This window comes from Kocuria aegyptia, from assembly GCF_039530085.1.
GTDB classification, from domain to species: domain Bacteria; phylum Actinomycetota; class Actinomycetes; order Actinomycetales; family Micrococcaceae; genus Kocuria; species Kocuria aegyptia.
This window is the reverse complement of the sequence record NZ_BAAAOA010000014.1, coordinates 59,626-82,668: the sequence shown is the minus strand read 5'-3', so window position 1 is coordinate 82,668 and position 23,043 is coordinate 59,626. Positions and strand designations below refer to the sequence as shown.

The 23,043-nt window shown below is 71.9% G+C and carries 19 protein-coding genes and 2 tRNA genes; 8 read left to right on the top strand and 13 right to left on the bottom strand.

What is annotated here, in order from left to right:
* The first annotated feature begins 283 nt into the window (after positions 1-283).
* The 7 genes from ABD220_RS05835 (at position 284) to ABD220_RS05805 (ending at position 8,327) form a co-directional block, all read left to right on the top strand.
* On the top strand, positions 284-616 hold the full coding sequence (locus ABD220_RS05835; RefSeq protein ID WP_344120656.1) for a glutaredoxin domain-containing protein: 333 nt from the start codon (positions 284-286) through the stop codon (positions 614-616).
* A gap of 140 nt (positions 617-756) precedes the next feature.
* Positions 757-1,950 (top strand): ROK family transcriptional regulator, encoded by a 1,194-nt coding sequence (locus ABD220_RS05830; protein ID WP_344120655.1) that lies wholly within the window; start codon positions 757-759, stop codon positions 1,948-1,950.
* 206 nt (positions 1,951-2,156) lie between these two features.
* Entirely contained in the window at positions 2,157-3,572 is a 1,416-nt protein-coding gene (locus tag ABD220_RS05825) for a sugar porter family MFS transporter (protein WP_344120653.1), read from the top strand.
* A 274-nt stretch (positions 3,573-3,846) separates the two neighbouring features.
* Positions 3,847-5,535, top strand: a complete 1,689-nt coding sequence (locus ABD220_RS05820) for a thiamine pyrophosphate-dependent enzyme (RefSeq protein WP_344120651.1) — start codon at positions 3,847-3,849, stop codon at positions 5,533-5,535.
* A 61-nt stretch (positions 5,536-5,596) separates the two neighbouring features.
* Positions 5,597-6,442, top strand: a complete 846-nt coding sequence (locus ABD220_RS05815) for an MSMEG_6728 family protein (protein WP_344120650.1) — start codon at positions 5,597-5,599, stop codon at positions 6,440-6,442.
* Between the two features lie 86 nt (positions 6,443-6,528).
* Positions 6,529-7,530, top strand: a complete 1,002-nt coding sequence (locus ABD220_RS05810; protein ID WP_344120649.1) for a zinc-binding dehydrogenase — start codon at positions 6,529-6,531, stop codon at positions 7,528-7,530.
* Positions 7,527-8,327: a GntR family transcriptional regulator gene (locus ABD220_RS05805; protein WP_344120647.1), complete on the top strand. Its 801-nt coding sequence runs from the start codon at positions 7,527-7,529 to the stop codon at positions 8,325-8,327. The genes ABD220_RS05810 and ABD220_RS05805 overlap by 4 nt, the downstream gene beginning before the upstream one ends.
* 7 nt (positions 8,328-8,334) lie before the next feature.
* Here the strand turns inward: ABD220_RS05805 and ABD220_RS05800 are convergent, their stop codons facing one another.
* From ABD220_RS05800 to ABD220_RS05785, 4 genes are all read right to left on the bottom strand, one after another.
* Entirely contained in the window at positions 8,335-9,783 is a 1,449-nt protein-coding gene (locus ABD220_RS05800; RefSeq protein ID WP_344120645.1) for a sensor histidine kinase, read from the bottom strand.
* Positions 9,780-10,472 carry a response regulator transcription factor gene (locus ABD220_RS05795; protein ID WP_344120643.1) on the bottom strand — a complete coding sequence of 231 codons (693 nt, stop codon included), beginning with the start codon at positions 10,470-10,472 and terminating at the stop codon, positions 9,780-9,782. The genes ABD220_RS05800 and ABD220_RS05795 overlap by 4 nt, the downstream gene beginning before the upstream one ends.
* Before the next feature lie 360 nt (positions 10,473-10,832).
* Positions 10,833-11,633 carry a rhomboid family intramembrane serine protease gene (locus ABD220_RS05790; protein WP_344120642.1) on the bottom strand — a complete coding sequence of 267 codons (801 nt, stop codon included), beginning with the start codon at positions 11,631-11,633 and terminating at the stop codon, positions 10,833-10,835.
* A 144-nt stretch (positions 11,634-11,777) separates the two neighbouring features.
* On the bottom strand, positions 11,778-12,323 hold the full coding sequence (locus ABD220_RS05785) for a peptidylprolyl isomerase (protein WP_344120640.1): 546 nt from the start codon (positions 12,321-12,323) through the stop codon (positions 11,778-11,780).
* 159 nt (positions 12,324-12,482) lie between these two features.
* Here ABD220_RS05785 and ABD220_RS05780 point away from each other — a divergent pair, with 159 nt between their 5' ends.
* Positions 12,483-13,355 carry a hypothetical protein gene (locus ABD220_RS05780; protein ID WP_344120638.1) on the top strand — a complete coding sequence of 291 codons (873 nt, stop codon included), beginning with the start codon at positions 12,483-12,485 and terminating at the stop codon, positions 13,353-13,355.
* A gap of 72 nt (positions 13,356-13,427) precedes the next feature.
* Here ABD220_RS05780 and ABD220_RS05775 read toward each other — a convergent pair whose 3' ends face one another.
* The 9 genes from ABD220_RS05775 to recF all read right to left on the bottom strand — a co-directional run bounded on the left by ABD220_RS05775 (position 13,428) and on the right by recF (position 23,043).
* Entirely contained in the window at positions 13,428-14,747 is a 1,320-nt protein-coding gene (locus ABD220_RS05775) for an Nramp family divalent metal transporter (protein ID WP_344120636.1), read from the bottom strand.
* 179 nt (positions 14,748-14,926) lie between these two features.
* Positions 14,927-15,002, bottom strand: a tRNA-Ala gene (locus ABD220_RS05770).
* Positions 15,003-15,014: 12 nt separating this feature from the next.
* Complete coding sequence (locus ABD220_RS05765) at positions 15,015-15,137, bottom strand: hypothetical protein (RefSeq protein WP_344120634.1); 123 nt, start codon at positions 15,135-15,137, stop codon at positions 15,015-15,017.
* Between the two features lie 32 nt (positions 15,138-15,169).
* Positions 15,170-15,243, bottom strand: a tRNA-Ile gene (locus ABD220_RS05760).
* Between the two features lie 94 nt (positions 15,244-15,337).
* Positions 15,338-15,946 carry a DUF3566 domain-containing protein gene (locus ABD220_RS05755; RefSeq protein WP_344120632.1) on the bottom strand — a complete coding sequence of 203 codons (609 nt, stop codon included), beginning with the start codon at positions 15,944-15,946 and terminating at the stop codon, positions 15,338-15,340.
* The gene (gyrA, locus tag ABD220_RS05750; protein WP_344120630.1) at positions 15,943-18,636 is read right to left on the bottom strand and encodes a DNA gyrase subunit A; all 2,694 of its coding nucleotides are present in this window, start codon (positions 18,634-18,636) and stop codon (positions 15,943-15,945) included. The genes ABD220_RS05755 and gyrA overlap by 4 nt, the downstream gene beginning before the upstream one ends.
* Before the next feature lie 90 nt (positions 18,637-18,726).
* Positions 18,727-20,814, bottom strand: a complete 2,088-nt coding sequence (gene gyrB / locus ABD220_RS05745; protein ID WP_344120628.1) for a DNA topoisomerase (ATP-hydrolyzing) subunit B — start codon at positions 20,812-20,814, stop codon at positions 18,727-18,729.
* 349 nt (positions 20,815-21,163) lie between these two features.
* Positions 21,164-21,829 carry a DciA family protein gene (locus ABD220_RS05740; RefSeq protein ID WP_344120626.1) on the bottom strand — a complete coding sequence of 222 codons (666 nt, stop codon included), beginning with the start codon at positions 21,827-21,829 and terminating at the stop codon, positions 21,164-21,166.
* Complete coding sequence (gene recF / locus ABD220_RS05735) at positions 21,826-23,043, bottom strand: DNA replication/repair protein RecF (RefSeq protein WP_344120624.1); 1,218 nt, start codon at positions 23,041-23,043, stop codon at positions 21,826-21,828. The genes ABD220_RS05740 and recF overlap by 4 nt, the downstream gene beginning before the upstream one ends.

Genomic DNA, 23,043 nt, shown 5'->3' with positions numbered 1-23,043 from the left:
TGTGACGCTCTGCGTACGCCACGGCACCCCTTGTGGCTCATCATCCGGAACAGGGTGATCAAGCACCGAGGCGGTCTGGTTTCACGTGGAACACCTTCGCAATGGGACGATGATCAACGTCGAACGGCTGTGTACGGCATCGGTCGGACCTGTCCGGCGGGAACGCGCCGCGCACGCTGCACCCGCCCGCTGTCCCCTCATCGGGGGACAGCCCTTGACGGGCGGCGGCCCGGCTAGACTGGGCCGCCACTCCCACCAGCCGCCCGACCCGCGAGGAGCACCTGTGTTCAAGAAGGACCCGTCCCGCAGCCGCCGCCCGGCGGTCTCCCACGCCGAGGCCGTGACGCACGTGGAGGAGGGCGGGGTGGCCATCTACTGGCGGCCCGGGTGCCCGTTCTGCGGCATGCTCGAGCGCGGCCTGGGCCCGGACGCCGAGCGGGCCGCGTGGACCAACATCTGGGAGGACCGGGACGCCCTGGCCTTCGTCGAGTCCCTCAACGGCGGCAACGCCACGGTACCCACGGTCGTGACCCGCACGGAGCACTTCGTCGCGGCCTCCCCGGCACAGGTCGCCGCCGCCAAGGGGCTGATCGCCGAGGCCGGCAAGGTCCTCTGACGCCTCGCGGCGGAGGTCCCTGCCGACCCACCCGCCCGGAACTGCTGGGGGGCACCTGGACACTTCCCCTCTGTATTCGACCTGTGAACGCCGTTTAGGATGGAGTTCCTGTTCACGTTCACCGGTGAAAGAGGACGGCGATGTCCGAGTCCGCAGGGTTCCCGGTTCCCCCCGGTTCGCAGACGTCCCTGCGCAACGCCAACCAGCGCCGGGTGCTCGACACGGTGCGCCGGGACGGCCGGCTCACCCAGGCCCAGATCTCCCGGCGCACCGCGCTCGCGCCCTCGACGGTGTCGAACATCGTGCACCAGCTGATCGGCGCCGGACTGCTCGTCATGGAGGCGGACGGCGCCGGCCGCCGGGGTCAGCTCGTCGGCTTCCGGGGCTCGGCCGGCCACGTGCTCGGCATCGACGTGGGGCACCGCCACCTCACGGTGGCCGTCGCGGACCTGAACCAGCGGATCCTCGCCCAACGGCGGCACGAGCTGCCCGACGAGCACCGCTTCGCCGAGGACCTCGAGCTGGTCGGCCGGACCCTCGACACCCTGCTGCGGGACCACGGCACAGCACGGTCGGGCCTGCTCGCCGCGGGTCTCACCCTCCCGGCTCCCGTGGACCTGGAGGGCCGGCTGGTCAGTGCGAGCCCGATCCTGCCGGCGTGGAGCGGGATCGACGTGCGCGAGGAGGCCGGCCGCCGGCTCGGGCTGCCCGTCGTGGTCGAGAACGACGCCAACGCGGGCGCCCTCGGCGAGCACGCCTGGGGCGCGGGGCGCGGCGCGCGGCACATGGTCTACCTCAAGATCGGCCACGGCGTCGGTGCGGGCCTGATCCTCAACGGCTCGCTGTTCCGCGGCGCCACCGGCTCGGCCGGGGAGCTCGGCCACACGACCGTCGACGAGCACGGGCGGGTGTGCCGGTGCGGCAACCGGGGCTGCCTGGAGACCTACGTGTCCTCCGGGGACATCACGCGTCTGCTGGCCGCCACCCACGGCGCCGACCTGACCGTGCCCGGCCTCGTGGCGGCGGCGCTCGCCGGCGACGTCGGCTGCGGGCGGGTCGTCGGCGACACCGGCCGCCTGCTCGGCACGGCAGTGGCCAACCTCTGCAACACGATCAACCCGGAGCTCGTGGTGGTCGGCGGTGAGATCGCCCGGGCCGGTGAGCTGCTGCTCGGTCCGCTGCGCGAGGTCGTCTCGCGCCACGGGCTCCGCGGCAGCGTGCGGGACCTGCGGATCGAGGCCGCGCAGCTGGGGATCGAGGCCCACGTGGTGGGCGCAGTGGTCCTCGCCCTGCAGCACGCCGAGCTGCCCGCCGGAGCGGTGCCGGGAGGGTGACGCGCCGCTCGACTCCTGTCTTCGACTAATGGACATTCAGCGCACTGAGTTTTAGTGTGGATCGCGTCACACGAAGCCCTCGGCCTCAGCGGATGCGTCCGTTCCGGGGCGCGGGGGACGGCACGTCCCCGTTCCACGCCGCTTCCTCCCCAGCAGCCGATCCCTCCACCAGCCGCCGATCTCTCCACCAGCAAGGGAGCTCTCCGATGAGCCAAGACGCCACGACCCCGAGGGTCGCGGAGCAGCCGAACACCTCGGCGGTCCTCCGGATCAGCATCATCGCCGCTTTCGGCGGCTTCCTCTTCGGCTACGACTCCGCGGTCATCAACGGCGCAGTCGCCGCCATCGACGCGGAGTTCGACGCCGGCTCGGTCGCACTGGGCGTCCTGGTGGCCTCGGCCCTGCTCGGCGCCGCCGCCGGCGCGTTCTTCGGCGGGCGGGTGGCCGATATCCTGGGCCGCGTCCCGGTGATGAAGATCGCCGCGGTGCTCTTCCTCGTCAGCGCCATCGGTTGCGGCGTGGTCGACACCTACGGCTGGCTGCTGTTCTGGCGCATCGTCGGTGGCGTCGGAGTGGGCGTGGCCTCCGTCATCGCTCCCGCCTACATCGCGGAGGTCGCCCCGGCATCCATCCGTGGCCGGCTGGGCTCGCTGCAGCAGATGGGCATCGTGCTGGGCATCTTCATCGCCCTGGCCGTGGACGCCTGGCTCGCCGCCCTGGCCGGCGGGGCCGCCGAGGAGCTCTGGCTGGGCCTTGAGGCCTGGCGGTGGATGTTCATGGCCGAGGCCGTCCCGGCCATCGCCTATCTGGTCGGGACCTTCACGATCCCCGAGTCCCCCCGCTACCTGGTGGAGGACGGCCGCCCGGACGAGGCCCAGGCGGTGCTGGCCAATCTGCAGGGCTCCGCGTCGGCGGCCGAGCGGGTGCGCCTCATCAAGGAGTCCCTGCGGATCGAGCACAAGCCCCGGCTGTCCGACCTGAGGGGACGGACCGCCGGTCTCAAGCCCATCGTGTGGGTGGGCATCGGCCTGGCCGCGCTGCAGCAGTTCGTGGGCATCAACGTGATCTTCTACTACTCGACCGTGCTCTGGCAGTCCGTGGGCTTCACCGAGGCCGACTCGTTCACCGTCACCGTCATCACGGCCATCGTCAACGTCGCCGTCACCATCGTCGCGATCGCGCTCGTCGAGAAGGTCGGCCGACGCCGGCTCCTGCTCGTCGGCTCGGCCGGCATGACGTTGTCCCTGGCGACCCTCGCCGTCCTGTTCGCCACCGCCGACGTAGTCGACGGCGCCCCGGCGCTCGGCCCCACCGCCGGTCCCCTGGCCCTGGTCGCCGCCAACCTGTTCGTGGTCTTCTTCGGTGTCTCGTGGGGCCCCATGATGTGGGTGCTCCTCGGCGAGATGTTCCCGAACCGGATCCGCGGTGCCGCCCTCGCCGTGGCCGGGTTCGTGCAGTGGATCGCCAACTGGGTGGTCACGGTGACCTTCCCGGCCCTGGCCGACTTCTCCCTGGGTCTCGCCTACGGGCTCTACGCGTTCTTCGCACTGATCTCGCTGGTCTTCACGGTCAAGATGGTCCGGGAGACCACCGGCATCGAGCTCGAGGACATGCAGGACTGAACGGCGCGCAGGTCCACGGCGGCGGCGGTGGTCTCCCTTCCTGGGGAAACCACCGCCGCCGTCGTGCCCGGGCCCCGACGCCCCGTGCAGGCCCGGGACCGCACAGCGCACCGCGGGTGCTGTGCGCGCTTCGTTACTCCTGCGTGACCGCCAGGACACGGCTCGCCGCCTGCATCGGGTATTTTCGGATGAACTGCGCCAGGCCCGGACCCCCGAGCCGGTTCCGGCCTGCCCAGGCCCACTGCTCCATTTTCAACGGCGAAAAGGACCCACGTTGACCCAGACCACTGCGGACCCCGCATCCCCCGCACAGACCACTGGCCGCAAGTCGGCGGGCCACGTCATCGTGGACACGCTCGTGGCGCACGGCGTGCAGCGCACCTACGTGGTGCCCGGCGAGTCCTACCTGGACGTGCTCGACGGGCTGCACTCCTCCCCGATCGAGACGGTGGTGTGCCGCCACGAGGGCGGGGCCGCCTACATGGCCGAGGCCGACGGCAAGATGAACACCGTCCCCGGGGTGGCCATGGTCACCCGCGGCCCCGGGGCGGCCAACGCCCACGTGGGACTGCACACCTCCTGGCAGGACTCCACCCCGATGGTGCTGTTCGTGGGTCTGATCCCCTTCGAGCACCGCGACCGGGAGGCGTTCCAGGAGTTCGACCCGCACGCCTGGTTCGACTCCGGGGCCAAGCGCGTGATGGTCCTCGACCACGCCGAGCGGGCCTCCGAGATCGTGGCCGAGGCCATGTTCGCCGCCAACTCCGGCCGCCCCGGCCCCGTGGTCGTGGGGCTGCCCGAGGACATCATCAAGGCCGAGATCGACGCGACCCTGCACCCGCCGATCCCGGTGGCCACCGGCGGGATGACCGTCCACGACTGGAAGGCCCTGCGCGACGCCCTGGTGGGGGCGGAGAAGCCCCTGTTCGTCACCGGCGGCAACGACTGGACCTGCGAGGGTGCGGCCGGGCTCACCGACTGGCTGGAGGAGCACCACCTGCCGGCCGCGGCCGAGTGGCGCACCGAGGGCACCGTCCCGTTCGACTCCGGCTCCTACGTGGGCCCGATCGGCTACGGCCGCCCGGCCGCGACCTTCGAGATGCTCGAGGAGACCGACCTGCTGGTCTTCGTGGGCACCGTCCCCGGGGACGTGATCACCAACGGCTTCCTGGTCCGCCAGGACTGGGAGAAGAAGAACTTCCTGGTCACCATCGACCCGTCCCTGCGCGGGCGCTCGGGCCCGGTGTCCTACCAGATCGTGGCGAAACCGGACGTGTTCGTCCGCGACCTGGTGCGCATCGACCTGCCGGCCAAGCCGGCGTGGAAGGAGTGGACCGCCCGGCTGCGGGCCAAGCAGGTGGAGTTCTCCACCCCCGCCCCGATGGTCACCGCCCAGACCCCGGCGCACGCCCCGGCGCGGATGGACACGATGATGGCCCACCTCGTGGCGGGCCTGCCCGACGACGCGATGTGCACCTTCGGCGCCGGGGAGCACACCAACTTCGCCCACCGCTACTTCCCCGCCAAGGGGTACGCGGCGATGATCTCGGCCCGCAACGGCTCCATGGGCTACTCGGTGCCCTCCGCCGTGGCGGCCTCCCTGCGCTACCCGGGCCGGCGGGTCGTGACGATCGCCGGGGACGGGGAGTTCCTGATGAACGGCCAGGAGCTGGCCACGGCGGCCCAGTACGGGGCCACCCCACTGGTGATCGTGATGGACAACCAGGAGTACGGCACGATCCGCACCCACCAGGAGCGCGACTACCCGCACCGGGTCTCCGGCACCCAGCTGAAGAACCCGGACTTCGCCCTGATGGCCCAGGCCTTCGGCGGGTTCGGGGTGCGCGTGGAGACCGACGCCGAGATCCCCGGCGCCCTCGAGGCGGCGCTGAAGGCGATCGACGAGGAGGGCCGCTTCGCCCTGATCCACCTCATCGTGGAGCAGCGCGTCAAGGCCTACTGATCCGCAGGCCTCCACCACCCGTACGGTGGTGGAGGCCGCGGATCCGTAGGAGACTGGGTCGGTGCAGACCTTCCTCCCGTACCCGGACTTCGCTCGTTCCGCGCGCGTCCTCGACCGCAAGCGGCTCGGCAAGCAGCGGGTGGAGACCCTGCAGGTGCTGCGCGCCGCCACCGTGCCCGGCTACGGGTGGTACCGTCACCCGGCCACGGCGATGTGGTCCGGGCACGTGCCCGCCCTCGTCGCCTACGGCCGCGCGATGGTCGACGAGTGGACCGCCCGCGGCGGGGCCGACAGCACGGGATGGCAGATCCGCGAGTTCGCCCCCGAGGCCTGGGACCGCTGGCCCGACGACGACGCGGCGCCGCAGCCCCCCTGGCTGGGCGACGAGGCGTTCCACCGCTCGCACCGATCGAACCTGCTCCGCAAGGACGAGGAGCTCTACCGGGTGGTCTTCCCCGACGACCCCGCCGGACTGGACTACGTGTGGCCCGTGCCCTCGGAGGGCCGCACGGCCCCCGTCGAACCCCCGGCCGGCCGGCGGGCGTGGGTCCTGGTGCCGGGCGCGCACGAGGAGGCGGGCGGCGCCGTCCTCGTGCCGTTCCGCGCCCCCGATGGCGTGCGGGAGAGCCACTGGATGCAGGCGCTGGACCGGGTCGAGCGAGAGCTGCGGGAGGGCGAGCCCGTGCTGCTGCTGCACGGGGCGCCCGGCCCTGAGCAGGTCGTGGAGCGGACAGTGCTGAGCGAGAACGTGCACCACGCCGTCGCCGGATTCTCCCTCGAGCTCGAGCGCGGGGACCGGGTCCTGCGCCGCGAGCTGCCCTCGCCCGCCCGGCTGCAGTCTCCCCGCCCCGTCTTCGCCGTCCCCGCCGATGCCGTCGGCGCGGACCCGGGCGCCCCGGGCGTTTAATCCGGCGTCACGCCCGCCGAGGGCCTCGAACCGTGGGTAGCATGTCACCCACCGGCGCCCGGGGCGCCCGACAGCAGGAGGCGCGCATGCGAGGATCCCACGTCCCCACCACGGGCACGGTCACGATCACCGACTGGCCCGATCCGCAGGCCCGGGAACCCGGTCAGCTGGTGGTGCGCATGCTGCACGCCTCGATCTGCGGATCGGACCTGCACGCGGCCTTCCACGGGCTGCTCCACGCGGAGGGCCCCCGCCGCCCCGGCTACCCCGGCCACGAGGGGGTCGGGGTGGTGGTCGAGTCCCGGTCGGAGCGCGTCCCGGAGGGCGCCCTGGTGCTGACCGTCCCCCAGGGCGAGATGGGCGGGTGCTTCGCGGAGCTCCAGCTGCTGGACGACCTGCACGTCGTCGAGCTGCCCGCCGGCACGGACCCGGAGGACTCCCTCCAGCTGCGGCGGCTCATGATGGCCCAGCAGTACGGCACCTGCCTCTACGCGATGCGCCAGTTCTGGCCCGTGGAGACGCCCGCCCGCCGGGCGCACACGTGCGTGGTGATCGGAGCGGGATCGGCCGGGCTGTTCTTCGTCGAGGAGGCCCGGAGACTGGGCTTCGCCCACGTCGTCGCCTCGGACCTGGACGCGAGCAGGCTCGACGTCGCCCGCGGGCTGGGCGCCGTCCCCGTGCGGGTGCCGGAGCAGGACCTCGCCGCCGTCGTCGCCGAGGTGACCGGCGGCCGCGGTGCCGACCTCGTGGTCGAGGCCGTGGGGCACGACGTGCTGCGCGACCAGGCCGTCGAGCTCGCGGCCGACCGGGGCATCGTCGGCTTCTTCGGCCTGCCGGAGCGGCACGGGCCCACCGAGGTCCCGCTGTGGACGGCGTTCCGCAAGAACCTGCGGCTGCAGTGCTCCGTGGCGGCGCAGGCCGAGCCGGGGCTCACGTCCTTCCGGGAGGCCCTGCGCCGGATCTCCGAGGGCGAGATCGACGTGGAGCACTGCCTCGGGCCCGAGTTCCCCCTCGAGCGGATCGCGGAGGCCATGCATCGGGCCGAGGAGCACCGCCCCGGGGACATCAAGCTGACGATCACCCCGTGACCGCCCCACCCCGCTCCGTCGCCGGGTCACCGGCCGACAGCCGCCCCGGGGCGGCGGCCCCCTCGTTGCCGTCCGTGACCGCCACGACCGGGAGCTCGCTCGCCGTGCAGGTGATGGCCGCGGTGCGCCGGGCGATCACCGCGGGCGAGATGGAGCCCGGGCGGCTGTACTCGGTGCAGCAGCTGGCCTCCGCCATGGACGTCTCCCGCAGCCCCGTCCGGGAGGGCCTGCTGCGGCTCGGCGAGGCCGGGCTGATCCGGTTCCACCGCAACCGCGGCTTCGAGATCGTCGAGGTCAGCCCCACCGACGTCGCGGAGATCCTCGCGGTGCGCACCGCCCTGGAGGTGCCGGCCGCCCGCCGGGCCGCCCGGCTCGCGCAGCCCGAGGAGCTGGGCCGGGTCCGGGCCCAGTGGGAGGCGCTGCACGGGGCGGCCCGGGCAGGGGACCTCGAGGCGGCCGCCGAGGCCGACGCGGGGCTGCACCGCCTGCTGCTGCTCCTCGCCGGCAACTCCCAGGCCGTCCAGCTCGTGGAGCGCCTGCGCACCACCACGTCCTTCCTGGGCGTCGTGGCCGCCCCGTCCCGACGACCCGTCGGAGAGCTCGCGCGCGAGCACGACGCGCTGGTCCGGGCCGTCCTCGCCCGGGACGAGGCGGCGGCGGCAGGCGCCATGCGCGAGCACCTGGCCGCGACCGCGCAGCGGCTCGTCGCCCAGGCCCTGCGCGCCCAGCGCGCGCCCGAGGAGCGCGTCGACGAGCTGACCGCGCAGGTCTGGGATGCCGCCGCCGCCGGGTACTGAGCGGCGCTCAGCCCGCGGGGGTCCCGCCCTCCAGCGGGAGACGCACCTCGAAGCGGCATCGGCCCCGCAGGTCCTCGCCCGCGCTGATCGTTCCCCCGTGGGCCGCGACGATCTCCCGGCTGATGGCGAGACCCAGCCCGGATCCGCCCGTGTCCCGGCTCCGGGAGTCGTCGAGCCGCACGAACCGCTCGAAGACCCGCTCCCGGTCCTTGGGCGCGATGGTGCCGCCGTCGTTGACCACGGCCACGACCGCCTCCTTGCCCTCCGCCCGCAGCGAGACGGCGATCCAGGTGTCCGCGTGCCGCTCCGCGTTGGAGAGCAGGTTGCGCACCACCTGCTGCAGCCGGCTGGCGTCCCCCCGGATCCGCACGGGGTCCACGTGCACGCGCAGCTCGTGCCGCGAGGCCGGCCGCATCCGGGCGATCTCCTCCCGGACCACCTCGTCCAGGTCGGTGTCCGCGGCGCGCAGCCGCAGCCCGGCGTCGTCGACCTTGGCGAGGGTCAGGAGGTCCTCCACCAGCCGTCCCATCCGGCGGGACTGGGACCTGAGGACGGGGGCGACCTCGGCCCACGCCGCCCCGGACGGGTCCGAGGCGGCCACCTCGATCGTGGTGGTGAGGGTGGCCAGCGGGCTGCGGAGCTCGTGGGAGGCGTCCGCGACGAACCTGCGCTGCGCGCGGTCCGACGCCTGCAGCCGGTCCAGCATCCCGTTCATGGTCTCGGCGAGCACCGCGATCTCGTCCCGGGTGGGGGGCACGTCCACCCGCTCCCCCAGGCGGGCCGTGCCGATGCGCCGGACCTGTCCGGTGATGCGGCGCACCGGGGCCAGAGAGCGGCCGACGAGGAACCACATGAGGGCGGCCCCGAGCAGCGCGAGCACCGGACCGCCGACCAGCAGGAAGAGGAGCACGGTCCGGAGGGTGCCCTGCTGCAGCGCCATGGGCACGGCCACGGTGAGCGTCAGGGGCACGCCGTTGATGTACATGCCATGAGCGACATACACGAAGTCGTCGGTCCCGAGCGCGGGCCCCCCGCCGGTCGCCGCGGAGTCGGAGGACTGCCCCGGCTCCAGGACCGGCACGGACAGGTCCGTGTCCAGGGCGCTGGCGGGGGCCGCGGCCACCACCCGTCCCTCCGTGTCCTGGATCTGCACGATGACCCCCGGTCGGCCGAGCCGCAGCATCAGCTCGCCGAGCCCGGCCTGTGCGAACACGGCCGTCTCCCCCGCAGCGCCTCCGGCGCTGCGCGGTCCCCACGGCAGCCCCAGGTCCTGCAGGATCTCGGTCTGCCGCGCCACGGCCTGGTCGTGCGCCGCCCCCACGGCCGCGCGGCTCAGGACCTCGAGCAGCACGGCCCCGGCCACGGCCATCACCAGGAGGATGAGCAGCGCCGCCGCCGCCGTGCTGCGCTCCCGCACCCCCCACCGGTCGAGGAGGCCTCGCCCGGAGGAGGTCACGACGCCGCGGTCCCGGGCTCGTCCGGGACCAGCCGGTAGCCCATGCCGCGGACCGTCTGCAGGGTCGAGAGGCCGAAGGGGGCGTCGATCTTCCTCCGGAGGTAGCCCACGTAGACCTCGACGATGTTCTCGGAGCCCTCGAAGCCGGCGTCCCAGGCGTTGTCCATGATCTCGGACTTCGAGACGACCTTGTCCCCGTTCTGCATCAGGTACTGGAGGATGACGTACTCCTTGGTGGTGAGCTCGAGGAGCTGCCCGCGGCGGGCCACCGTCCGGCGGACGGGATCGAGCTGCAGGGACCCGACGGTGAGCACCACGGGCCGCTCGGGCGCTCCCCGGCGGATGAGGGCGCGCAGCCGGGCCACGAGCACGAGGAAGCTGAAGGGCTTGGTGAGGTAGTCGTCGGCGCCGAGGTCGAAGGCATCGGTCTGGTCGTACTCCCCGTCCTTGGCGGTGAGCATCAGGACGGGGACCCAGTTCTCGGCGGCGCGCAGGTCCTCGAGCACGGCGTAGCCGTTCCTGCCCGGCAGCATCAGGTCCAGGACCACGACGTCGTAGGGGTTCTCACGGGCCAGCCACCCCCCGGTGACGCCGTCGTGGGCGACGTCCACGACGAAGCCCTCGTTCGTGAGACCACGGCGCAGCGACTCCGCGAGGTCCACCTCGTCCTCCACCAGCAGCACGCGCACGCGTCCTCCCGTCCTCGTCCGTGGGCGCGGCAGGGTCCGCCCCCGTCCAGTCTTCCGCACGCCACCTGAGGATCGGTTGAGGACGCCGGCCAGGACGCCGCGGTCGCCCGTGTCCTCCCCAACCGGTGCACAACGTTGTCCACAGGTGTGGAGAACCGTGTGCACAGTTCCCTCTCCACAGCGTTATTAACAGCTGTGGAAGCCGCCCTGGCACTGTCCACACCGTTGCTCACAGGTATGGAATTCCACCGGTGTAACTTCTCGACAGGTGGGGACAACCCCTGTGGACAAGGCGCTCGTTCCCCGCCGCCCGCGAGCGCTCCCGGGCGGCGTGGCGGGGCGCGTCACCGGCGGGGCGCCTCACCGGCGGCGCCCGGCTCCGCGGCGCCGGCGGGTGGTGGCCGTGTAGCCGAAGGCGACGAGGGCTCCCATGACGAGCCCGCCGAGGTGCGCCTGCCAGGCGATGCCGGGGAACAGGAACCCGAAGACGACGTTCACCCCGATCAGCACCGCGATGGGCGTGATGGACTGCCCCAGGTGGCGCTGCAGCACGAACAGGGCGCCGAAGAGGCCGAAGACGCCGCCGGAGGCGCCGACCACGAGGCTGAGCGGGTGCGAGAGCAGCAGCACGCCCACGGAGCCGCCCAGGACGGAGAGCAGGAACAGCACGAGGAACCGGCCGCGGCCCAGCGCCGGCTCGAGCATCCGCCCGAAGAGGTAGAGCATGTACATGTTCAGGAGCAGGTGCAGCGGACTGGACATGGAGTGCAGGAAGCCGCTCGTGAGCATCCGCCACGGCTCGGAGGTCGTGGTCACGGGGGCGTAGGCGAACAGCTGCAGCAGGCTCACGCCCGCCGCCTGCACGAGCCACTGCAGCGCGTAGACCACGGCGTTGGCGCCGATGAGCCACCACGTGACGAGCATCGGGGAGCCCTGGGCCGCCCGCCCGCCGAGGCTCGTGCGGACGGCGGGGCGCGAGCGCGTCGCCTCCTGCACGCAGTCGACGCAGTGCACGCCCACCGCGGCGGTGCGCTGGCACTCCGGGCACGTCGGCCGGCCGCACCGCTGGCACCGCACGTACGCCGGCCGGTCGGGGTGGCGCGGGCACACCGGGACGTCTCCCCCGGTGGACGCGCCGTACTGCGGTCGCTCGCCGCTCACTGGAACTCCTCCTGGGCCGGTCTGCGGGCCCGGATCGCTGGACGGGTCTGGACGGGAACGGCGCAGGCCCGTCCGGATCGCTCCGGACGGGCCTGCGCCGCTGGTCCCCCTCCCGGCGGGGCCGGGCGGGGAGAGTGCTCGGATCTAGAGCTGCTCGATGTCGATCGAGGTGATCACGCAGTCCTCGACCGGACGGTCCATGCCGCCGGTGCGGACGTTGTTCAGCTCGTCCACGACCTTCCGGGACGCGTCGTCGGCGACCTCGCCGAAGATCGTGTGCTTGCCCTGCAGCCAGGTGGTGGGGGCGGTGGTGATGAAGAACTGGGACCCGTTGGTGCCCTTGCCGTTGCGCTTGCCGGCGTTGGCCATCGCCAGGACGTAGGGCTTGCTGAAGTCGAGCTCGGGGTGGATCTCGTCGTCGAACTCGTAGCCCGGCCCGCCGATGCCCTGGCCCAGGGGGTCACCGCCCTGGATCATGAAGTCCCGGATGATGCGGTGGAAGACCACGTCCTGGTAGAGGGGACCCGTCTGCTTCTCACCGGTGCGCGGGTCGTTCCACTCCTGGGTGCCGTCCGAGAGGCCGATGAAGTTCTTGACCGTCTTCGGGGCGTGGTTGCCGAACAGGTTCACGACGATGTCGCCGTGGTTCGTGTGGATGGTCGCCTTGGCGGTGGGGATGGCAGAAGTCATGCGCTCATTCTTGCACGGCGCCCGGAGGCCTTTCCCGGTGGGGCGGTGGGGTTCAGCGCACAGTGAAAAGGCCCGGGATTGCGCGGCGCACCCTCCTGCCGTGAGGGCTCTGCCCGTATGCTGAGCTTGGATTGTCACGACCCGAGGAGGGATGGATTCATGAGCTTCAAGAAGTCCAAGAGCGAGAAGAAGGCCGGCGCGGCGCAGAAGGCCGCGGAGAGCAAGGTCCTGGACGCCGGCAAGTGGGCGTCCAAGGAGATCGGTGACCTCGCGCCCCGGCTCCAGCACAGCGTCGAGGCGGGCGCCGCCGCCCTCGCCGGTGGCGTCGCGACCGCCGGCCCCAAGGTCCAGGAGGGCCTGGGCCGTGCCCACGAGCTCTCCGATTCCGCGAAGCTGAAGGCCGCCGCCGTGGCCGCCCCGGTCGCAGCGAAGGCCGCGAAGACCGCCGGCCCCGTGGCCGCGAAGGCCGCCGACCGGGCCACCGAGAGCCGTGCCGCCGTGCAGGCGAAGTACGCCGGTGCCGCCGCCCTGCTCGCGGGCAAGTTCGCCGACGCGGACACCCCCGAGCAGCTCGAGGCCATCGTCGCGAAGCTGACCGGTGACAAGAAGGCCGTGGCCAACGCGAAGAAGGCCGCCGCGAAGGTCGCCAACGACTACGCCAGGCAGCAGAAGAAGGCCGAGAAGTCGCACAAGGGCCTGCTGCTGCTGGGCCTGCTCGTTGCCGGTGGCGCGGCCGGCGTGGCCGCCTGGAAGGCGTCGCGCCCCGTCGAGGACCCCTGGCAGACCCCCACGGCCACGTCCCCGCGCGTGACCGCGTCCCCGGTGGCCCAGGAGTCCACCGTGGCCGCCGGCACCGGCGTGCAGGTCGACGACGTCAAGGACGCGACCACCCCGGCCGGTCAGTCCGGTGGTGTCTCGGAGGCCGCCTCCGAGGTCAAGGACAGCGCGAAGACCGTCGGCGAGGACGCCAAGACCACGATCCACGAGGTCAAGGAGCAGATCCAGGGCAAGAAGGACGAGAACGAGGCCTGATCCCCGCCCGCTCCGGCAGAGGCCCCCGCTCCCTTCCGGAGCGGGGGCCTCTGTGCTGCCGGGGCCGGACGCTCAGCCCTGGAACCAGACGATCACGTCCTGGAGCGTGTCCCACGCCTGGTAGAGCCCGAGCACGGTGAACAGCACCACGCACACCCCGAGCATCACGTTCGTGCCAACGCCGTTGCGCCAGCGCTCGGGGGTGCGCCGCGTGTTGAGCAGCCAGATCAGGGTCAGCGCCAGGAACGGCATGAACAGGGCGCCCAGCACGCCGTAGAGCAGGATCAGGAACACCGGCCGGCCCAGCATGAACAGCAGCATCGGCGGGAACGTCAGCCAGAGCAGGTAGAACCGGAAGTACTTGCCGCCCGTCACGGTGTCCGGGTGCCCGCTGTGCTTGCCGCGGATGTTGCCCCAGAAGTCGGCGAACATCAGGGAGACGCCGGACCACACGCCGACCAGGGAGGAGAAGGACGCCGCCCAGAACCCGACGAGGAACGCGGTGCCGATGACCTCACCGTAGCGGTCGTTGAGGATCTCGCCCAGCTCCAGCAGGCCCTCGTCCCCCGCGCTGATCGCGTAGCCCGCGGAGTAGAGGACCTCGACGCCCACGATGAGCATCGCGACCACGAAGATGCCGGTGACCGTGTAGGCGGCCGCGTTGTCCAGCTGCATCACCCGCATCCAGCGCGGCCGGTACCAGCCCTTCTCCCGGAGCCAGTAGCCGTAGGCGGCCAGGGTGATGGTGCCGCCGATGCCTCCGGCGAGCGCCAGGGTGTAGACCAGGCCGCCCTCCGGGATGATGGGCACGAAGCCCGCGAGCATGGCGGGGACGTTGGGGGCCGCGATGACGGCCAGTCCCACGACCACGACGAACATGATGCCCACCATGAGCGCGGCGAGCCGCTCCACGAGGGCGTAGCGGCCGAACCAGACCATGGAGAAGCCGAGCAGGCCCATGAGGATCGCCCACGCCCACAGCGGCAGGACCGGGAACAGTGCCGCCAGCGGCAGCGCGGCCGACGACATGGCGGTGGCGCCGTAGACGAACCCCCAGATGAGGATGTAGGGGCCGAAGTAGACGGTGGTCCACCGGCCGAGGGAGCGCCACCCCTCGAAGATGGTGCGCCCGGTGGCCAGGGAGTACCGGCCGGCGCCCTCGACGAGGATGATCTTCAGGATCGTGCCGAGCACGACGGCCCAGAGCAGGCCGTAGCCGAACCGGGAGCCGGCGGTGAGCGTGGCCACGAGGTCCGCGGCGCCCACACCGGTGGCGGCGACCACCAGGCCGGGTCCCACGACCTTCCAGCCGCTGACCCGCTCGAGCGGTTCGCCGGGGTCGATGCCCGGCAGGGGGGTGAGCGCCTCGGCGGCGAAGTCGTCTCGGGGCATGGCGTCTCCTGGGTTCCGGGCAGCTCACCCGGCCGCTGCCGGTGAGCGCGCCGGGAGGACGGTCGAGGACGCGCCCAGTCTGCCACGAGAACCGCTCCCGGCATGCGGTGACACCGGTGCGGAGCGGGCGGCGAACGGCAGGATCCCGACCGAGCAGGCGCTCGATCGGGATCCTGATGTGGTGGAGGCGAGGGGACTCGAACCCCTAACCCTCTGCTTGCAAAGCAGATGCGCTACCAATTGCGCCACGCCCCCGCGGTGTGCGGACTACTCCACCTCGTCGGTGGCGTCCGCCCAGGCGTCCCTGTCGGCGTCGGCCTCCCGCAGCTTGGTGAGCACCGCGACCGATGCCCCGACGAGGGCGATGACCGCAGCCGTCTTCCTGTTCACGCCAGCCTCCTGACCTGCGGAAAAGGGAACCGTGGGCGTACCAGGAATTGAACCTGGGACCTCTTCGTTATCAGCGAAGCGCTCTAACCGTCTGAGCTATACGCCCTCCCGGCCCTTGCGGACCGAGAAGAAACGATACCGGAGTTGCCGACCCGTGCCAAATCGCCCCGGCCGGGCCGGACTCCGGCGAAGGTGCCGGATCAGTCGTCCGTGAGGGTGAGCCCGACCCCGCCCACGAGGGCCGCCGCGATGTTGTACAGCAGCGCGGCGAGCACCGACAGGGCGGTCAGCAGGATGACGTTGACCACGGAGACGATGGTCGCGAAGATCGCGATCTGCCCCAGGGACAGGAAGTCCTTGATGTTCAGGGTCCCGCCCGCGCCGCCCAGCATCCCGAGCAGCTCGTTGATCCCGTCGAACAGGCCCGTGAGGTCCAGCACGATCCACAGCACGACCGCGGCGACCACGGTGATGATCCCCAGCGCGACCGACAGCAGGAACGCGAGCTTGAGCACCGACCAGGTGTCCACCTTGGAGACCACCAGGCGGGCCCGGCGCACCCGCGGGCGCGGGGCCGGGCGGACCAGGCCCTTGGTCGAGGCGGCGGGCCGGGTGCTCTTCGCCGGGCCGGGCTTGGCGGTGCTCGACTTCGCGAGCCCGGAAGCGGTCTGCACCGGCTTCGGCGCGGTCCGGGCGCTCGTCGAGGACCTCGCCGCCCCGGACGGCGCCCCGGTCCCTGCGCGGGGTGCGGACGCCAGGGGGGTGCGTCCGGACTTGCCGGCGGCGTTGGAGCCGGAACTCGAGCTCATGCGTTACCTCCGTTGTTGTTCGGGTCCAACGCTACTTCATCGTCCGTGGTGTCCCCGGAACCGGGGACCGGATCGAGCTCGTCGCCCTCACCGGCGTCCAGCACGTCGGCCGTCTCCATCGTCTCGTCGAGCTGGACGTCGACCTCAGCCACGGCCTCGGCGTCGACCTCCTCGGCGATCTCCCGGTCGGCGTTGCGGGCCACCCCGGTGATCGCGTCACCCTGCGCGGGCTTCGCGAAGATCACGCCCATCGTGTCGCGGCCCTTGGCCGGGACCTCGGAGGCGCCGGTGCGCACCACCTTCCCGGACTCCATGACCACGAGGACCTCGTCCTCCTCGCCCACGATGATCCCGCCGACCAGCCGGCCGCGCTGCTCCGCGAGCTTCGCCACCTTGATGCCGAGGCCGCCGCGGCCCTGCACCCGGTACTCCTCGACCTTGGTGCGCTTGGCGTAGCCGCCCTCGGTGACCACGAAGACGTAGGCATCGTCGGTGACCACGTTGGCGGAGAGCAGCTCGTCGCCGTCGCGGAACTTCATGCCGGTGACGCCGGAGGTCGCCCGGCCCATGGGACGCAGCACCTCGTCGCTCGCGGTGAAGCGCAGGGACATGCCGTTGCGGGAGACCAGGAGCAGGTCGTCCTGCGCGGACGCCAGCTGGGCCGAGACGAGCTCGTCGTCGTCGCGCAGATTGATCGCGATCACCCCGGCCGTGCGGTTGGTGTCGTAGTCCAGCAGCCGGGACTTCTTGATCAGGCCCCTGCGGGTGGCGAGCACCAGGTACGGGGCGTCGCTGTAGGAGCGCAGCTCCATGACCTGGGCGATCCGCTCCCCCGGCTGGAAGGCCATCAGGTTGGCCACGTGCTGGCCCTTGGAGTCCCGGCCCGCCTCGAGCAGCTCGTACGCCTTGGTGCGGTAGACCCGGCCCAGGTTCGTGAAGAACAGGATCCAGTTGTGGGTGGTGGTGACGAAGAAGTGCTCGACGACGTCGTCCCCGCGCAGCTGCGCGCCCTTCACGCCCTTGCCGCCGCGCCGCTGGGAGCGGTACTGGTCGGAGCGCGTGCGCTTGACGTACCCGCCGCGGGTGATGGTCACGACCATCTCCTCCTCGGGGATCAGGTCCTCCATCGACATGTCGCCGTCGTAGCCGTACATGATCTCGGAACGGCGGTCGTCGCCGTAGCGGCCCACGATCTCGTCGAGCTCCGAGGAGATGATGCCCCGCTGGCGCTCCTCGGAGGCGATGATCTCGGTGTACTCGGCGATGAGCCGCTCGAGCTCCGCGTGCCGGTCCTGGATCTTCTGCCGCTCGAGGGCCGCGAGCCGGCGCAGCTGCATGTTGAGGATGGCCTGCGCCTGATCCTCGTCGATCTGCAGGAGCTCCATGAGCCCGGTGCGGGCGTCGTCGGCCGTCGGGGAGCGGCGGATGAGCGCGATGACCTCGTCGAGGGCGTCGAGCGCCTTGAGCAGGCCCCGCAGGATGTGGGCCTCGGCCTCGGCCTGCCGCAGGCGGTACCGGGTGCGGCGGACGATGACGTCCATCTGGTGGGTGACCCAGTGCCGGATGAACGCGTCGAGGCTCAGGGTGCGGGGCACCCCGTCCACGAGCGCGAGCATGTTGGCGGAGAAGTTGTCCTGCAGCTGCGTGTGCTTGTAGAGGTTGTTGAGCACCACCTTGGCCACGGCGTCGCGCTTGAGCACGATCACCAGGCGCTGGCCGGTGCGCCCGGAGGTCTCGTCCCGGATGTCGGCGATGCCGGTGATCCGGCCGTCCTTGACGAGGTCGGCGATCTTCATCGCGAGGTTGTCCGGGTTCGCCTGGTAGGGCAGCTCGGTGACCACCAGGCAGGTGCGGTTGTGGATCTCCTCGACGTTGACCACGGCGCGCATGGCGATCGAGCCGCGGCCGGTGCGGTAGGCGTCCTCGATGCCCTTGTGGCCGAGGATCTGCGCGCCGGTCGGGAAGTCCGGGCCCTTGATCCGCTGCAGGAGCTCCTCGAGCAGCGTCTCGTTGGAGACGTCCGGGTGCTGGAGGTACCACTGCACCCCATCCGCGACCTCGCGCAGGTTGTGCGGCGGGATGTTGGTGGCCATGCCCACGGCGATGCCGGAGGAGCCGTTGACCAGCAGGTTGGGGAACCGGGACGGCAGCACCGACGGCTCCTGGTTCTTGCCGTCGTAGTTGTCCTGGAAGTCGACGGTCTCCTCGTGGATGTCCCGGACCATCTCCATGGCGATGGGCGCCATCTTGGTCTCGGTGTACCGCGGGGCCGCCGCGCCGTCGTTGCCCGGGGAGCCGAAGTTGCCCTGGCCCAGGGCGAGCGGGTAGCGCATCACCCAGCCCTGGATCAGCCGCACGAGGGCGTCGTAGATCGCGGAGTCGCCGTGCGGGTGGTACTGGCCCATGACCTCGCCGACCACGCGGGCGCACTTGTTGAAGGAACGGTCCGGGCGGTAGCCGCCGTCGTACATCGCGTAGAGCACGCGCCGATGCACCGGCTTGAGCCCGTCACGGACGTCCGGCAGGGCGCGGCCCACGATGACGGCCATCGCGTAGTCGAGGTAGGACCGCTGCATCTCGGTCTGCAGGTCCACCTGCTCCACGCGGTCGGTCAGCACGGGGGTGTGCTCGAGGTCGCCGGCGAGGCCGGCGTCCTCCGGGATCTGTCCGTCCTGGGTCTCGTCACTCATGCGGTCTTTCCGTTCTGTCTGCTGGTCCTCGGTGTCCTGCGCGGCCCCCGCCCCCGGTCATGACATGCCGGGCGGGACATATGTCGCGGATCAGATGTCGAGAAACCGGATGTCCTTGGCGTTCTGCTGGATGAACTCGCGGCGGGACTCGACGTCCTCGCCCATGAGCACGGAGAAGATCTGGTCGGCGGCGGCCGCGTCCTCCATGGTCACCTGCAGCAGGGTGCGGTGGTCGGGGTCCATCGTGGTGTCCCACAGCTCGGTGTAGTCCATTTCGCCGAGGCCCTTGTAGCGCTGGATGCCGTTCTCCTTGGGGATGCGCTGGTTGTTGGCGAGCCCGCGCGCCAGCGCCTCGTCCCGCTCGGCGTCCGTGTAGACGTAGTCGTGCGGGGCGTTGGACCACTTGATCCGGTACAGCGGCGGCTGGGCCAGGTAGACGAAGCCGTGCTCGATGAGCGGGCGCATGAACCGGAACAGCAGCGTCAGCAGGAGCGTGGTGATGTGCTGGCCGTCCACGTCGGCGTCGGCCATCAGCACGATCTTGTGGTACCGGGCCTTGTCGATGTCGAAGTCGTCGCCGATGCCCGCGCCGAAGGCGGTGATCATCGACTGCACCTCGGTGTTGGACAGCGCCCGGTCCAGCCGCGCGCGCTCCACGTTGAGGATCTTCCCGCGCAGAGGCAGGATCGCCTGGTGCGCGGGGTCCCGGCCCTGCACCGCCGAGCCGCCGGCGGAGTCGCCCTCCACGATGTAGATCTCGGACAGGGACGGGTCCTTGGACGAGCAGTCCTTGAGCTTGCCCGGCATCCCGCCCGACTCGAGCAGGCCCTTGCGCCGGGTGGTCTCGCGCGCCTTGCGGGCCGCGAGGCGCGCCTGCGAGGCGTTGATGGCCTTGCGGATGATCTCCCGCGCGGCGGCCGGGTTGCGCTCGAGCCAGTCGCCGAACCGGTTGTTCACCTCGCGCTGGACGAAGGTCTTCGCCTCGGAGTTGCCGAGCTTCGTCTTCGTCTGGCCCTCGAACTGGGGCTCGGCGAGCTTGATCGAGATGACGGCCGTGAGGCCCTCGCGGACGTCGTCGCCGGTGAGGTTCTCGTCCTTGTCCCGGAGCAGCTTGTTCTCGCGGGCGTAGCGGTTCACGAGGGAGGTCATCGCGGAGCGGAAGCCCTCCTCGTGGGTGCCGCCCTCGTGGGTGTTGATCGTGTTCGCGTACGTGTGCACCGACTCGGTGTAGGCCGTGGTCCACTGCATGGCGAGCTCGAGGGACATCTTCCGCTCCGGGTCCTCGGACTCGAGCGCGATGACGTCGTCGTGGACGAGGTCGGCCTTCTTGGACGTGTTCAGGAACGTCACGTAGTCGAGCAGGCCGTGGTCGTACTTGTAGACCACCCGGCGGTGACCGGCGCCGTCCTCGTCCTCGTGGTTGAGCCGGGCGACGTCGGTGCCGCCGTCGCGGCCCTCCACCGGCTCCGCGTCCGCGTGGACGGCGGTGCGGTCGGAGGCGGAGCCGGCGATCTCCTCACCGGACTCCTCCGGCGCCCGCTCGTCCGTCAGGGTGATCCGCAGGCCCTTGTTGAGGAACGCCATCTGCTGGAAGCGGGCCCGCAGCGTCTCGAAGTCGAAGTCGACGGTCTCGAAGATCTCGGGGTCCGGGTAGAAGACCTGGGTGGTCCCGGTCTCCGAGGTCTCCTCGCCCCGGACCAGCTCGCCCTGCGGGATGCCGCCGTCGGCGAAGACCATCCGCCAGACGCGGCCCTGGCGCCGCACCTCCGTCTCGACGCGCCGGGACAGCGCGTTGACCACGGAGATGCCCACGCCGTGCAGTCCGCCGGAGACGGCGTAGCCGCCGCCGCCGAACTTGCCGCCCGCGTGCAGGATCGTCATGACGACCTCGACGGTGGGCCGGCCCTCGGTGGGGTGGATGTCCACGGGGATGCCGCGGCCGTTGTCCACGACCTTGACGCCGCCGTCGGCCTGGAGGGTGATCTCGATGTGGTCGCAGTAGCCCGCCAGGGCCTCGTCCACCGAGTTGTCGACCACCTCGTACACGAGGTGGTGCAACCCCCGCGGGCCGGTCGAGCCGATGTACATGCCGGGCCGCTTCCGGACGGCCTCGAGACCTTCCAGGACGGTGATGTCACCGGCACCGTACTCGCGCTTCTGCGGATCCTCTGTTGCCACGGGTTCCTGGCTCCTCCTGTTGGGCACACCGGTCCCGCTCCGGACGGCACAGGAGAACGCCGATGAGACGTGCGGCGGCTCATCGGCTCGTGCAGGGTCGGAACGGGTCGACGTCTCCGGGTGTCCCCGCCGCGGGCGGGGACCCGCGACCGGCCGTGGGGGCCCGGTCCGTCGATTGCTGTCTGGAACCGATTCTATCGGATAACCGCGGCCACCGGGTGCTCCCAGGTCCCTCTGAGCGGCCTGGAAAGGGCCTCAGGACCACTTTTTCTCCGCTCCGCCACCCCCGGGACATGCCCCGGGGGGCGCAGCGCGCCACGAGGCCGCTCAGCGGTCCGGGCCGCCGGCCTCACCCGTAGGTGTCGCGGGGCCCGCGGCCCTGGACGGAGCGGCGGCCGCGCTTCCAGCTCGGGGCCGCGGGGCCGAGGATCTCGATCCGGGTGACGATGCCCTCCCCCAGGTGCTCGTCGAACATGCGCAGCAGCTGCGGGACCATGAGCCTCAGGTTCGCGGCGTAGGCGGTCGAGTCGCACCGGACCCGCACCACGGTCTCGTCGAAGCTCTCCGGCCGGCAGTGCCCGGCGATGCCCGGGCCCACGAGGTCGTCCCAGCGGGCGAGCACGGAGCCCACGGCGACCGGCGCCTTCCAACCGCGGCCGGACACGAGCCCGTCCAGCACCGAGCCGACGCCCCGGGGGTCGCGGGCGGAGCGTCCCGCCCCGGAGTACCCGCCGAGCGCCCGAGGGTCCACGTCGTTGCCCCTGCGGCCGAGGCGCTCGGCGGCCGACGCGGTGGCCGACTCCATCGCGGCGCCGAAGCCCTTGAGGTTGCGCCGAGCGGCCGCGCCGTGCAGCCGCCCGTCCCCGCGCGCCTCCGCGGCACGGCGCATCCGGGTGAGCAGCGCGACCGGCGCGTCGATCTCGTCCTCGATCCGCACGACGTTCGCCTCGGGGACGGGAGGCTCCGGGGGCTCCTCCGCGGGGACGGGCCCGTCCTCGCGCTGCGGCCCGGTCACGACGACGCCTCCTCCGGCTCCGGCCCGGTGCCGGCGGGGACCGGGTCGTCGTCCCGCACGGCCGTGCCGGGACCCACCCGCACCACGTCGTGCGGGGCGGCGACGAGCTCGGCCGGCAGGTCCTCCTCGACGGCGGCGGTCACGAGCACCTGCTCCGCGGAGGCCACGATCGCGGCGAGCCGGCTGCGGCGGCGGGCGTCGAGCTCCGCGAACACGTCGTCCAGGACGAGGATCGGCGCCGCGCCCTCCGTGGGGTCGTCCGCGAGGTGCACGTACCAGGAGCCCAGCCGGAGCGCCAGGGCGTAGGACCAGGTCTCGCCGTGCGAGGCGTAGCCCCGGGCCGGCGCCGCGCCGAGCAGCAGCTCGAGCTCGTCCCGGTGCGGGCCCACGAGGGTCAGCCCCCGCTCGAGCTCCCGCTGCTCCGAGGCCTCGCACGCGTCCAGGATCAGCTGGTGCAGGTCCGAGGGCGTGAACCCGCGCAGCCGCTCGGCGTCCCCGGCCGCGCCCTCGGGCAGCACCGAGGACACGTAGCGCAGGGTCGTCTCCTTGCCCCCGTCCGTGAGCTGCCCGTAGGCGGTCGCGACCTGGGGTGCCAGGGCGTCGATGAGCTGCAGGCGCGCATGCAGGATGCCGGCACCGGTCCGGGCGAACTGGTCGTTCCACGCCGCCAGGGTCGAGCGGTGGGCGTCCGTGATCCGGCCGCTCCGGCGGGCCGACTTCAGCAGCGCGTTGCGCTGCCTGAGCACCTTCTCGTAGTCGGCCAGGGTGCCGGCGAGCACCGGGCGCATGGACTTCGCGAGGTCGTCGAGGAAGCGCCGGCGGTGGGAGGGGTCGCCCTTCACCAGGGCCAGGTCCTCCGGCGAGAACAGGACGGTCCGCACGATCCCGAGCGCGTCGCGGGCGCGCACCGGGGAGGCCCGGTTGATGCGCGCCCGGTTGGCGCGGCCGTCGTTGAGCTCGAGCTCCAGGACGGTCTGCTGCCCGCCCCGCCGGACCCGGACGCGCACGATCGCACGATCGGCGCCGAAGCGGATCAGCGGGCCGTCGGAGGACACCCGGTGCGAGGAGAGGCCCGCCGTGTAGTCCAGGGCCTCGACGATGTTCGTCTTGCCCACGCCGTTGGGCCCCAGGAACACGGTGGTCCCGGGGGCAAGACGTATGTCGAGATGGGCATACGTCCGGTAGTCGAGCAGGGAGAGGTGGTCGACGAACAC